This is a genomic window from Vreelandella halophila (assembly GCF_009856365.1).
GTDB classification, from domain to species: domain Bacteria; phylum Pseudomonadota; class Gammaproteobacteria; order Pseudomonadales; family Oleiphilaceae; genus Halospina; species Halospina utahensis_B.
In genome coordinates this window covers 434,192-447,293 of sequence record NZ_WMEX01000002.1, presented here as the reverse complement: position 1 = coordinate 447,293, position 13,102 = coordinate 434,192, and the positions used below count along the sequence as shown (strand labels likewise).

Annotated in this window: 8 protein-coding genes; 3 read left to right on the top strand and 5 right to left on the bottom strand. The window is 64.2% G+C overall.

Going from position 1 to position 13,102, the window contains the following annotated elements; translation table 11 throughout:
- The first annotated feature begins 47 nt into the window (after positions 1–47).
- From GLW01_RS05360 to GLW01_RS05350, 3 genes are read left to right on the top strand one after another with little or no spacing between them, the layout of a single operon-like run.
- On the top strand, positions 48–1,229 hold the full coding sequence (locus GLW01_RS05360) for an NAD(P)/FAD-dependent oxidoreductase (RefSeq protein ID WP_160898400.1): 1,182 nt from the start codon (positions 48–50) through the stop codon (positions 1,227–1,229).
- A 9-nt stretch (positions 1,230–1,238) separates the two neighbouring features.
- Positions 1,239–2,108, top strand: coding sequence for an EamA family transporter (locus GLW01_RS05355; protein WP_160898399.1), 870 nt, complete (start codon positions 1,239–1,241; stop codon positions 2,106–2,108).
- On the top strand, positions 2,105–3,025 hold the full coding sequence (locus GLW01_RS05350) for an alpha/beta fold hydrolase (RefSeq protein ID WP_160898398.1): 921 nt from the start codon (positions 2,105–2,107) through the stop codon (positions 3,023–3,025). The genes GLW01_RS05355 and GLW01_RS05350 overlap by 4 nt, the downstream gene beginning before the upstream one ends.
- Here the strand turns inward: GLW01_RS05350 and GLW01_RS05345 are convergent.
- The 5 genes from GLW01_RS05345 to GLW01_RS05325 form a co-directional block, all read right to left on the bottom strand.
- Positions 3,000–6,188, bottom strand: coding sequence for an efflux RND transporter permease subunit (locus GLW01_RS05345; RefSeq protein WP_160898397.1), 3,189 nt, complete (start codon positions 6,186–6,188; stop codon positions 3,000–3,002). The two genes, GLW01_RS05350 and GLW01_RS05345, sit on opposite strands and share 26 nt — an antisense overlap.
- Entirely contained in the window at positions 6,188–7,177 is a 990-nt protein-coding gene (locus GLW01_RS05340) for an efflux RND transporter periplasmic adaptor subunit (RefSeq protein WP_160898396.1), read from the bottom strand. Before GLW01_RS05340 ends, GLW01_RS05345 begins: the two co-directional genes overlap by 1 nt.
- Before the next feature lie 124 nt (positions 7,178–7,301).
- On the bottom strand, positions 7,302–8,741 hold the full coding sequence (locus GLW01_RS05335; RefSeq protein ID WP_151440690.1) for an efflux transporter outer membrane subunit: 1,440 nt from the start codon (positions 8,739–8,741) through the stop codon (positions 7,302–7,304).
- Positions 8,734–11,874, bottom strand: a complete 3,141-nt coding sequence (locus GLW01_RS05330; protein WP_160898395.1) for an efflux RND transporter permease subunit — start codon at positions 11,872–11,874, stop codon at positions 8,734–8,736. Before GLW01_RS05330 ends, GLW01_RS05335 begins: the two co-directional genes overlap by 8 nt.
- Entirely contained in the window at positions 11,874–13,088 is a 1,215-nt protein-coding gene (locus tag GLW01_RS05325; protein ID WP_160898394.1) for an efflux RND transporter periplasmic adaptor subunit, read from the bottom strand. Before GLW01_RS05325 ends, GLW01_RS05330 begins: the two co-directional genes overlap by 1 nt.
- Positions 13,089–13,102: the final 14 nt, after the last annotated feature.

Here is a 13,102-nt window from a genome sequence, read left to right as displayed (position 1 = left end):
CCTTAGAATACGCGCTCAGCAGCACATTCGGACAGGCCACCCCCATCATGCCCACCACCTATGACGTCATCATCATCGGCGCCGGCGCCGCCGGGCTCATGTGCGCCGCGACTGCCGGCTACCGTGGCCGGCGTGTGCTGGTGATCGAGCACGCACGCCGCCCCGGGCGCAAGATCCTGATGTCCGGTGGGGGGCGCTGCAATTTTACCAACCTCAACAGCACCCCGGCGAACTTTCTCTCGGACAACCCGGGGTTCTGTATTTCCGCCCTCAAGCGCTACACCCCCGAACACTTCCTTGAGCTGGTGGAACGCCATGGCATCGAGCACGAGGAAAAAGCGGCGGGGCAGCTGTTCTGCCAGGACTCAAGCCGCGAGATCGTGGATCTTCTGATGACCGAGGCCGAGTGGGCTGGCGTCGATGTCATGACGCGCACGACGGTGGCAACGGTCGCCACCTCCGATAGCGGCTATACACTGGCGACCAGCGCTGGCGAATTCCACGCGGAAGCCCTGGTGGTTGCCTGCGGCGGCCTTTCCATCCCCACCATGGGGGCCACTGGTTTCGGCTATGAGCTGGCCCGCCAGTTCGGGCTCGATATCATACCCACCCGGGCCGGCCTGGTGCCCTTTACGCTGGCGCCGGAGCTCCGGGAGCAGCTGGCGCCACTGGCGGGCATCAGCTGCCCGGTGGCGGTCTCGTGCAACGGCGAACGATTCCGGGAACCCATGCTGGTGACCCATAAAGGGCTGAGCGGCCCCGCCATGCTGCAGATCTCCAGCTTCTGGGAACCCGGTGATGCCCTGGGGATCGACCTGCTGCCGGATCAGGATGCGAGCCAGTGGCTGACGGAACAGCGCCAGAAGCACCCGAACCGCAGCGCTGCACGGGCCCTCGGCGAGGAACTTCCGAAGCGCTTTGCCCAGGCCTTCTCGGAACTCCAGGGCTGGCGGGAACCGCTCCAGCATTTCAGCAGGGCAGACCTGACGCAGGCGGCACAGACCCTCAATGGCTGGCAGTTGACGCCGGCGGGCACCGAGGGTTACCGGACCGCCGAGGTTACCCTGGGCGGCGTGGATACGCGCTCGCTGTCCTCAAAAACCATGGAAGTCCACGACCAGCCCGGGCTTTTCTTCATCGGCGAGGTGGTGGACGTCACCGGCCACCTCGGCGGGCATAATTTCCAGTGGGCCTGGGCCTCCGGCGTCGCCGCCGGCCAGGCGGTCTAGGAGCAGCGTATGATCATCCTTGTTCTCGTCACCATCCTCTGGGCCTTTTCCTTCAGCCTGATCGGCGTCTATCTCGCCGGGAACGTGGACAACGACTTCGCCGTGCTGACCCGTGTGCTGTGCGGCGCGTTGGTGTTCCTGCCGCTTCTGCGCTGGCGCGGCGTTCCAGGCGGCTTCCGGCTGGGGATGATGCTGGTCGGCGCCAGCCAGTTCGGCATCACCTACCTGCTGCTGTACCGCTCATTCGCCTTCCTGACGGTGCCGGAGGTGTTGCTGTTCACGGTCTTCACGCCCATCTACATCACGCTTATGGATGACGCCCTCCACCGCCGGTTTGCCCCGGTGGCCCTTATGGCTGCCGCACTGGCCACGCTGGGGGCGGCGATCATCCGCTACGATGGGCTCAGTGAGTCCTACATCACCGGCTTTGTCATGCTGCAGGGCGCCAATCTCGCCTTTGCCGCCGGCCAGGTCGGGTACCGGCGCCTCTATGAGCGCTATTCGCTGACGGCGCCCGCCTGGCGGCTGTTCGGCTACTTCTTCCTGGGCGCCATACTGGTGGCGCTGCCGTCCTTCCTCATATTCGGCGACCGCACCATGCTGCCCGCCACGCCCTGGCAGTGGCTGGTTCTGGGCTGGCTGGGCTTCGCCGCCTCCGGGGCCGGCCTGTTCTTCTGGAACCAGGGGGCACGGAAAGTGGATGCGGGCACCCTGGCAGTCATGAACAATGCCCTGGTGCCCGCGGGACTGCTGGTGAACCTGCTGATCTGGAACCGGGATGCGGACCTGCTCGCGCTGGCTCTCGGCGGGGGACTGATCGGGATTTCGCTCTGGGTCAACCAGTACTTCCGCCCTGACCTGAAGGACGCTGCGGCATGAGCATCGACATAGAGGAACCTACACAGGTCCATACCCTGCGGACACCGGATAACCGGCAACTGGTGGGCCTGGAAACGGGCGCGGAAGACGGCATACCCGTGGTCTACGCGCACGGCATGCCCGGCTCAGCGCTGGAGGCTCTGTTCTTCCATGAACAGGCACGGATAGCCGGTTTCCGGATACTGGCGCTGGACAGGCCCGGCATCCGTGGCTCCAGTTACCAGCAGGACCGGACGCTGCTCGACTACCCCCGGGACCTGGCCCTGTTCCTGGATCACCTGGGGATCGATCGCTGCATCCACATGGGCTGGTCCAGTGGCGGATCCCGCACCCTGGCTGCCGCCCATGAACTGCCCGGGCGGATACGGCTCGCGATACTGCTCTCCAGCTATACCCATTTCCGGGAAATGGCCGGTGCCCGGCGACTGTTGCTGCGCACGCTCTGGCCCGGGCCTGTCATTGCGGATATCAGTCCCGCCCTGTTCCGGGCGACCGTCGCGCTGATCACCGCCATTGCCCAGCGGCGGCCTGATTTCTACATGGCCCGGGCACGCAGCCTGTTCAGCGACGCGGACCACGCCATCCTGGGAGATCCTGGCCAGATCCGGCGCTTCCGCGCCAGCCAGCTGGCCTGCCTCAACTCAGGCGCCCACGCCATTGCCACGGACCTGCTCACGGAGATGGGCGACTGGGGATTCCGGCTCGGGGCCATCCGGACACCAACACTGGTCCACCAGGGCGCCGAGGATCAGCTCCTGCCCCCGGCCTACGCCCGGCACCTGGCCGCCACACTCCCTGATGCCGAACTCACCATGCTCCCCCACTCCGGCCACTTCTATCCCCTGAGCCGGCCCTTCCAGGGGGATCTGTTCCAGCGTATCCAGGAGGCGCTCAGCGCACCTCCCGCTCACCGATGAACAGATAGTAGGCCAGCGGCACCACGATCACCGTCAGCAGGGTGGACATGGCCAGCCCGAAGATCAGTGAGATCGCCAGACCGTTGAAGATCGGGTCCGTCAGGATGAAGAAGGCCCCCAGCATGGCGGAGACGGCGGTCAGCGCTATGGGCTTGATGCGCACGGCGCTGGCCGTCACAACCGCCTCTTCCAGCGGTGTCCCCTCGCGCAGCAGATCCCGGATGAACACCACCAACAGGATGGAGTTGCGCACGATGATGCCGGCCAGCGCGATCATGCCGATCATGCTGGTCGCGGTGAATTCCTTACCCAACAGCGCATGGCCCGGCATGATCCCGATGAGCGTCAGTGGGATGGGCATCATCACGATCAGCGGCAGCCCGTAGGAGCCGAACTGCGCCACCAGAAGCAGGAAAATGGCGATGATCCCAACGGCATAGGCGATCCCCATGTCCCGGAAGGTCTCATAGGTGATCTGCCACTCCCCGTCCCATTTGATGGCAGCCTCACCCGGCCATTCCGGCTGCTGGATGTAGTACTGGGGCAGGTCTTCCAGGTCCTCGGCCATACGGAACATGCCGTACAGCGGGGAGTCCACGTCGCCGGCCATGTCGGCAGTGACGTAGGTAACCGGCATCAGGTTCTTGTGATGGATCGCCCCGGGCCAGCTGCTGGGCTCGATTGAGGCCACCTGCGCCAGCGGCACCCTATCGCCTGAACGGCTCCGGACCTTGAGGGACAGCAGCGCCGCTTTCTGAGCCCTGTCGCCTTCATCCAGGATCACCCGTATCGGAACAGCGTACTTGGCGTTCGGATCGTGGAAGTATTCAAGATTGCGCTTGCCCAGTGTGGTCGAGAGCAGCTCCACCACCTGGGCCTGGGAAACGCCCAGCGTGGCCGCCCGCTGGCGGTCAACCACCACACGCCAGCGCTCCACAGGGGCCTCCACCGTGGTGTCGATATCCACCAGCCCCTCGACACCTTCCATGCGCCGTGCCAGTGACGCCGCCTCCCGGGCACGCACCTCCGGACTGGGGCCGTAGACCTCAGCAACCAGCGGCGACAGCACCGGAGGCCCCGGCGGCACCTCCACCACCTTCACGGCAGCCCCATAACGTTCACCAATCTCTGTGAGGGGCTCACGCATCGCCTGGGCAATATCGTGGGAAGCCTTTTCCCGCTCGTCCTTCAGGTTGATCTGGAGATCGCCCTGCCAGGGTTCCTGGCGCAGATAGTACTGGCGCACCAGCCCATTGAAGTTGATGGGTGACGCCGTACCAGCATAGGCCTGCCAGTTGGTAACAGCCTCGTGACTCTCCAGATAACCACCCATCTCCGTCAGGACTTTCTGGGTGGTTTCCATGGGGGTGTCCTCAGGCATATCCACCACCACCTGGAGCTCCGACTTGTCATCAAAGGGGAGCATCTTGAGGATCACCAGCATGAACACCGGCAGGGCGGCAGCGCCCAGCGTCAGCGCGATGACCCCGGATGCCAGCCCATGGCGCCGCCAGCTGTGATTGCCCATGAAGGGCGTCAGAACCCGGCTGAAGAGACGGTAGAGGCGGGGGTTAACTTCCTCCGCTTCAGCACCCTCCGCCTCTTTCGCCCGGTCCCGGGGACGCACCAGCCGCAGTGCCAGCCAGGGAGTAAGGATGAACGCCACGAGCTGTGAAAGCACCATCCCGGCCGAGGCATTGATGGGAATAGGGCTCATATAGGGGCCCATAAGCCCCGTCACAAATGCCATTGGCAGAAGGGCGGCCATGATGGTGAGGCTCGCCATGATGGTTGGGGTCCCAACCTCATCCACCGCAGCAGGGATCACCCGGATGGCAGGGGCATCGGAGTTATGGATGCGCCGGTTGACGTTCTCGACGATCACAATGGCGTCATCCACCAGGATCCCGATGGCGAAGATGAGCGCGAACAGGGATACCCGGTTCAGGGTGAAGCCCCATGCCCAGGAAAACACCAGCGTCAGGAGCAGGGTCAGAAGCACCGAAAGACCGACCACCATGGCCTGGCGCCACCCCATGAACGCCAGAACCAGAAGCATGACGGACAGGGTGGCCATGATCAGGTCCGAGATGAGCTTGCGTGCCTTGTCACTGGCGGTCTGCCCATAGTTGCGGGTGGTGAGCACCTCAACATCATCGGGAATCACCCGCCCCCGCAGCTGTTCGAGCCGGTCTGAAACAGCGGCGGTTACATCAATGGCGTTCTCGCCGGCTTTCTTGGCAACGGCCACCGTCACTGCCGGATAGCGCTGACCGGGTTGGCCCTCACCCGCAGGGCCAAAGCCCAGCTGCACCGACGCATCCGGTACCGTGCCGCCACGGCTGACCGACGCCACATCCGAAAGGTGAACGGCAGCCCCATTGCTGTGCGCCACAACGAGCGACCTGAGCTCCTCGACCTGCTGGAGTGGCTCCCCCGGCTGAACCGGGATGGACAGCCCCGCACGCGTAACCCTGGTTTCCTGGCCGGTGGCATTGGCGGCCCGGACCGCCTGCTGGAGATCACTGATGCCCAGGCCATAACCGGCCAGGCTGGCGGGCTCAACCCGCACATCGATGCGATCCGGCACACCACCGACCGTGTAGATATCCCGTGTACCGGGCACCCGCTTGAGTTCCGTCTCCAGGGTATGGGCAAGACGGGTCAGGTCTTCGCCACTCTGGCGCCTCTGCGGGTCATAGAGAGTCAGGGTCATGACTGGAACGTCATCAATGCCCCGTGGCTTGACCACGGGTTCGCCCGCTCCCAGGCCCTCGGGGAACCAGTCGCGGTTGGACTGGACCTTGTTGTGGATGCGCACCAGGGCTTCCCGACGCGGCAGCCCCACCTCGAACTGGACCGTAATGACCGCCTGGCCCTGGCGCGAGACCGAATAGATGTCCTCAACGCCCCGGATCTCGTCCAGGATCTGTTCGCCCGGGGTGGCGATCAGGCTCTCCACCTCACGGGCACTGGCCCCGGGAAACGGCACCATGACGTCCACCATGGTGACGTCGATCTGGGGTTCTTCCTCCTTGGGCGTCACGATGACGGCAACAATACCGAGCAGCAGCCCGATCAGTGCAAGCAGAGGGGTGAGGCGACTGTTCTGGAAGACACGCGCGATCTGTCCGGATGGGCCCAACCTGCCATTCGGTGCCATCAGTACAGGGCCTCACGACGCACGGATTCACCCTCACTGACACCGGAGAGCACTTCCACCAGCCCATCCCGTCGGCTCCCGAGACGCACCTGGCGCAGACGGGGCTCGTCATCCGGGCCGCGCACGAACACGGCACGCAGTTCACCACGCCGATAGATGCTGGACTCGGGCACCCAGAGTGCCTCGCGCGTATCGGTCGGGATGCCCACACGCACCAGCATACCGGGGAAGAGACGGGCTTCGGGGTCGGCAAGCTCAAGCCTCAGCCGGAAGCTGTGGCTACGCTGATCCGCATAGGGATAGAACGTCATCCCATCGGTTTCGAGCTGTGCCCCGCCATTGAGGGTAACCACTGCCTCACGCTCAGAGCGCACGCGCTCCGCGTACTGCTGGGGAAGAGAGACCACCACCCGCAGCTGCTCCAGCGACAGACCCCGCATCAGCGGCTGCCCTGGCGAGACGGATTCCCCCACCTCGACCATGCGCTCGGTCACGATGCCACTGTAAGGGGCGTGTACACGGGTGTAACTGAGCTGCTCCCGTGCTTCGGAAAGTGCGCCTTCGGCGCGTGAGACACGGGCTCTGGCTGCATCAAAGCGATTCCGCGCCTGATCCAGTTCCTGCTGTGAGGCGACATCGCGTTCGTGCAGCTGCTCCACGCGCCCCAGGTTCTGGCGGGCATCCGTCAGGTCGGCGCGGGCCTCGTCCAGGCTGGCCCGGGCCTGCTCCACACGAGCCTGTTCATCACTGTCCTCAAGCCGGACAATCAGCTCGCCCTCCGGAACGGCGTCGTCGACGTCGTAGGGCAGCTCGACAACGGCTCCCGCTGTCTGGGCGGATACTGTGCTTTCCCGCACAGCCTCGATCATGCCATCAAGGCGGAGGGTTTCTGTCAGCGTTTCCCGCTTCACATCCACCCACTGTGCTGAGGCGGCCTGGACTGCGCCCGAAAGGCAGAAGCAGAGAACCATCATGAGGGCTCGGCGCATGCCTGCCTCCTTAAATTTAGTGTAACCTAATATTTAAGTCTAGCACCCGCATGGCCTGGCAGGAAGGTGGCGGCTGCCGGCTCCGCGCTTACACGGGCCGGCAAACCTGTAAACAGAGCCCTGGTCAGGAGTCTCCGCTCTCCGGCTCAACCGCCTTGCCGTCGGCCCAGCCGCCGCCCATCGCCTTGAACAGCGTGGCCGTGGCGTTGAGCCGGTCGCGGATGGCATTGGTGAGGGTCAGCTCCGCGTCCAACAGGACCCGCTGGGTATCCTGCACCGTCAGGAAGTCCGTGAGGCCTTCCTCGTAGCGCAGCTCGGCCAGCTCCAGCGTTTTCTCCAGCGCCTCGACCTGATCCCGGAGCCGGCTTACCCGTTCATCCGTGGCCTCATACACGGCCAGCGCATCGCGGACCTCGCGGAACGCCTGCTGCAGAGTGACCCGGTACTGGGTTTCAGCCTGGTCACGCAGGCTCTGGGCCGCCTCCACACGTGCTTTGTTACGGCCGAAGTCGAAGATGGGGCCGAGCACGGAGGCGCCGATTTCCCAGGTTTCCGCCGGACCGGTAAACAGGTCATCCGACTCGATGGCCGCGCTGCCGAAGGAGCCACGCAGATTGAAACTGGGCAGGCGCTGCGCCTGGGCGACGCCGACCTCCTCGGTCGCCGCAATGATGGCCGCCTCGGCCGCACGGATATCCGGCCGCCGCTCCAGCAGATCCGAGGGCAGCACTTCCGGGACTTCCTCAGGCAGGGTGATGTCACTGAGGCTGCCTTCGCCGAAATCCAGCTCGCTGGTGAGTTCGCGCGGGGTCATGCCCACAAGCACACCCAGAGCCGTCTTGAGCTGGGCGACACGCTGACGCTGCTGGGGCACCAGCGCACGGGTGGCTTCCAGTTCGGACACCGCCTGGCGCAGGGTCAGCTCATTGGTATCGCCGCCCTCGTAGCGCGCCCGCTCGATCCGCACGGTTTCCTCGCGCGTCTCCAGAGTGCGCTCGGTGATGGCGAGGGAGCGCTGGGCCGCTCGCAGCTCGGTGTAGGTGGCCACCACATCCGCAACCGTGCTCAGACGCACCGAGTCATGGGTGAACACCGATTCCTGCAGCGCCGCCTCGGCGGCATCGCTCTGACTCTCGAGCTTCCCCCAGAGGTCCACCTCATAGCTCAGAAGGCCGGTTACCGAGAACATGTTGCTGGTGGTACCGCCACCCAGCGGGTTGGCCGCCCCGGATTCACGCCCACGGGCGGCATCGGCCTGGCCTTCGACAGTCGGCATCTGCTGGGCGTCCGCCAGCCCCAGCCGCGCCCGCGCCTCCTGCAGCCGCTGGTACTGCAGCTGCATGTTGAGGTTGTCGTCCAGAGCCCGTTCCACCAGACGGTTGAGCACAGGGTCGTCAAACCGGTGCCACCAGTTGGACCAGTCAGCACGCTCCTCGCCGGTCAGCAAGACCTCGTCCGGCCATTCCTCCGGCAGATCCACCTGGGGCTCTTCGTATGCTGGGCCGACCGCACAGCCGGCCAGGAGCAGAGGGAACATCAGTGTTGCGAACAGTATCCTACGCATCGGAAACCTCTCTGGAGCTGTTGTTGCTCCCGCGATTGCTCAACCAGATCGAGAACTCCTCGAACAGCCGGTAGAACAGCGGCACGAAGAACAGGGCCAGGGTACTGGCGACGATCATGCCACCAACCACCACGGTGCCGATCTCCTGCCGGCTGGAAGCACCGGCGCCGGTCGCCACTACCAGTGGCAGCGAACCGATGATGAAGGTCAGCGCCGTCATCATGATGGCCCGGAAACGCTGCTGGGCTGCCGCAATCGCAGCATCCTTCGGTGACAGGCCCTCGCTGCGGTTCTGGGCCGCGAACTCCACAATCAGGATGGCGTTCTTCGCCGCCAGGCCGATCAGCACCAGCAGCCCCACCTGGAAATAGATGTCGTTGGGGAAGCCACGCAGCAGGGCGGCCAGAGCCGCGCCGAATACGCCGAAGGGGATGGCCGTGGCCACCGCCAACGGGAGCGTCAGGCGTTCATACTGCGCCGCCAGGATCAGGAACACCATGACCAGGCCCAGAGCAAACGCGATGGTCCCGGCCTGGCCGGCAGCCTGGAGCTGATAACCCTGGCCAATCCACCCGAGTGGCGTGTTGGCCCCCAGATTCTCGTCAGCCACCTCGCGCAGCGCCTTCATAGCATCGCCGGTGGTGTAGCCCGGTGCCGGGTCGGCGGCGATGTTGGCCGCGGGGTAGACATTGAATCGGTTGATGATATCGGCCCCGGTCTCGCGGGTCAGTGTGACCAGCGAGCTGAGAGGGATCATCTGACCGCTGTTGGAACGCACGAAGACACGGCGCAGATCCTCGGGCCGGCTGCGGAACTCGCCCTCGGCCTGCATGTTCACCTGCCAGTTACGCCCCTGCATAGTAAAGTCATTCACGTAGAAGGTGCCGAAGGTACTCTGCATGGCGGAGAACACCTCACCGATGGGCACATCCAGGGCCCTCGCCTTCTGACGGTCCACTTCGGCCTTATAGCGCGGAATGCTCACATCCAGATCGGTCCGGGCATTGGTGAGCACCGGATGCTGGTTCGCGGCCTTCACCACTTTCTGGGCCAGTGCATGGAGCTCCTTGGTACTCATGCCGCGCTGATCCTGAATAAACGCCTCCACGCCACCGGTGAGGGACAGCCCCTGGATCGGCGGCGGAGAGAACGACATGACATTCGCCTCTTCCACTCCTGCACCCATGCCCATGATTTTCTTGGACACGGCAGACGCTGACTGCCCTGGCCCCTGACGCTCAGCCCAGTCCTTCAGCGTTACGAATGCGATTCCGGCATTGGAACGGCTGGCACCGGCCAGAAGATCGTAGCCGGCGAAGGCCACAACGTTCTCGACTTCGGGCAGATTCAGCACATTACCAACCAGCTCCTCACGCACCGCCTCGGTCCGCCCGAGCGCCGATGCCGGCGGCAGGTAGGAGGCCATCAGTACATAGCCCTGGTCCTCCTGGGGCACCAGTCCCGAGGGCAAGCGGTCCAGCATCCAGAGGGTACTGCCGATGAACAGGAAGAAAAGCGCCACACCAATCACGGCATGATTCAGGATCCAGGTCACACCGCCCACGAACCCATTGGTGATTTTCTCGAAGGCGGCATTGAACCATTGGAAGGGCTTTGAGACGTCCTTGGGTTCACCATCCAGCAACCGGGCACACATGGCCGGGGTCAGCGTCAGCGCCACAATGCCGGAAATCACGATGGAGACCGCGATAGTCACCGCGAACTGGCGGTAGAGCTCACCGGTCAGCCCCCCCAGGAACCCAACGGGCGCGAACACGGCAACCAGCACCAGGGTGGAGGAAACCACGGCTCCGGATACCTGCCCCATGGTCTCCACGGAGGCGCCGTACGCCGTCATGCCGTGCTCCTGCATCAACCGTTCCACGTTCTCCATCACAATGATGGCGTTGTCCACCACCACCCCGATGGCAAGAATCAGTCCGAACAGGGTAAGCAGATTCACCGAGAAGCCGAGCACCGTCATCCCGGCAAAGGTACCGATCAGGGCAACCGGAATGGCCGCCAGCGGGATCAGCGTGGCACGCAGGTGCTGGAGAAAGATGAACGTCACCACCGACACCAGAACCAGGGCGATCACCAGTGTGATCAGAACCTCCTGAATCGACATCTTGATGAAAGTGGTGGTGTCGTAGGGGATATCGTACTGGATGTCCTCCGGAAACCGATCCTCCAGCTTCTGGAGTGCTTCACGCACATTGGTAGCGGTCTCGAGCGCGTTGGCCCCGGGCTGCAGGTAGACGCCGACCGGCACCGCCGCCTGGCCGTTGAAGCTGGCCGTGAAGTTATAGTTCTGCGCGCCCAGCTCGACCCGCGCGACATCGCCGAGACGCAGCGAAGCGCCATCGCTCGTGGTCCGCAGCATGATGTCCTCGAATTCGCTGGGATCACTCATCTGCTGCGGTGTGGAGACACTGAATGTGAACGCCTGATCCACGGGCGCCGGCTGCCCACCGAGACGGCCTGCTGCGTACTGGGCGTTCTGGGAACGCAGGGCACTGGCGACGTCCATCGGAGAGATGTTGTATTCCGCCATCTTGTCCGGCTGCAGCCAGATGCGCATGGAATAGTCCTTGGCGCCGAAGAGAGAGGCGTTACCCACACCCGGGGTCCGGACCAGCTCGTCGATGACGTTCAGCAGCGCGTAGTTGGAGATTTCGATGGTATCGGTGTCCCCGGACTTCGAGGACAGCGCCACGACCTGGAGAATCGAGGTGGAGCGGGCCTCAACGGTAACGCCCTGATCACGCACGGCCTGGGGCAGGCTGGCCATGGCCCGCTGGACACGGTTATTGACGTTGATGGTGGCCTGGTCCGGATCGGTGCCAACCTCGAAGGACACCGTGATCTGCACGCTGCCGGCGTTGGTGCTCCCCGACTCCATATAAATCATGTCGTCGACGCCGTTGATCTCCTGCTCCAGTGGCGCCGCCACACTGTCGGCCAGAACTTCAGCACTTGCACCAGGGTACCTGGCCTCAACCACGACTTCGGGCGGCACCACGTTCGGGTACTGCTTCACCGGCAGCCCCATGAGCGAGGCCGCGCCGGCGATCAGGATGATAATGGAGATGACCGCCGAGAAAATCGGGCGGTCAATGAAGAATCGGAACATCAGTTACTCTCCCCGCCTTTCTCGCCGTCTTTCTGACCATCCTTCCCGGCGCCTTCGACTTTCACCTTCATCCCCGGCTGACGGATACCGGCCATACCGCCGACCACCACGCGTTCACCGGCTTCAAGCCCGTCCGTGATGATGCGGCGACCATCAACCACCTGCCCTGTCTTAACCGAGCGTGGCTGCGCCTTGTTGTCCTCGGTCAGCACAAAGACCTGCAGACCGCCATTCTGGCCGTCGCCTATGGCCTTGGCGGGCACGGTCACCACATCATCGAGCGTCTTCAGCTTCACCCGGATGCGCACGAACTGACCCGGCACGATGCGCTGTTCTTCATTGGGGAATACGGCACGGGCGGTAACGGTACCGGTCTCCGCATCGATGGTGCTGGCCGTGAAGTCAATGGTACCGGTGTGTTCGTATTCGGAGCCGTCCGGCAGGATCAGCTTCGCGGTGCTGCGGTGATCGCCATTACCATCCGACTGCATGGCTTCCCGCGCCCGCCGGCGCGCCGCAGCATCGTTCTCCGGCAGCGCAAAGCGCACATGGACCGGGTTCATCTGGGTGATGTGAGTGAGTTCGGTACCGCGCTCGATCAGGTTGCCCTCGGACTGGGTCTCGAGGCCCGTCACACCGGTCACGGGTGCTTCCACATCGGTGTAGCCCAGTTCCAGTTCGGCACGGGCAACCTCGGCTTCTGCAACCGCAACCTGGGCCTGTGCCAGCTCAAATGCGGACTGCGCATTGTCCCGCTCACGCTCACTCACAGCGTTCTTCTGGTAGAGACTGGATACCCGGTTCCATTCCCGCTCAGCCTGGCTGAGATCCGCCTGCGCGGACTGGAGCTGGGCTTTAGCGGCCTGCAGGGCCACCTCAAAGGGTTCCGGGTCGATACGGAACAGGGGCTCACCCTGCTCGACCACCTTGCCCTCGTCGTAAAGGCGCTCTTCCAGAACACCCTCGACGCGGGCCCGCACAGCCACTTCACGGGCACCCCGGACACGCCCCGCATAGTCCTCGCGGATGGTCACATCCTCGGTCTGAACCTCAGTAACCGACACCGGGGGCGGCGGCATCCCAGCTCCTTTCTGCCCCTGGCCATTGCCGCCACAGGCAGCCAGCCCCAACGTCAGCACCAGCACGGTACTGACGCCGCCAATACGACGGGCTCGGCTGCCCCCTATGACTTCTGTCCGGGTCAACTGATTCATGGTTCCTTTCTCTC

Excerpts from the sequence above, each read along its gene's own strand:
- GLW01_RS05345 (WP_160898397.1), bottom strand. The coding sequence starts at position 6,188 with ATGGCACCGAATGGCAGGTTGGGCCCATCCGGACAGATCGCGCGTGTC.
- GLW01_RS05350 (WP_160898398.1), top strand. The coding sequence starts at position 2,105 with ATGAGCATCGACATAGAGGAACCTACACAGGTCCATACCCTGCGGACA.
- GLW01_RS05335 (WP_151440690.1), bottom strand. The coding sequence starts at position 8,741 with ATGCGTAGGATACTGTTCGCAACACTGATGTTCCCTCTGCTCCTGGCC.
- GLW01_RS05360 (WP_160898400.1), top strand. The coding sequence starts at position 48 with ATGCCCACCACCTATGACGTCATCATCATCGGCGCCGGCGCCGCCGGG.
- GLW01_RS05340 (WP_160898396.1), bottom strand. The coding sequence starts at position 7,177 with ATGCGCCGAGCCCTCATGATGGTTCTCTGCTTCTGCCTTTCGGGCGCA.
- GLW01_RS05355 (WP_160898399.1), top strand. The coding sequence starts at position 1,239 with ATGATCATCCTTGTTCTCGTCACCATCCTCTGGGCCTTTTCCTTCAGC.
- GLW01_RS05330 (WP_160898395.1), bottom strand. The coding sequence starts at position 11,874 with ATGTTCCGATTCTTCATTGACCGCCCGATTTTCTCGGCGGTCATCTCC.
- GLW01_RS05325 (WP_160898394.1), bottom strand. The coding sequence starts at position 13,088 with ATGAATCAGTTGACCCGGACAGAAGTCATAGGGGGCAGCCGAGCCCGT.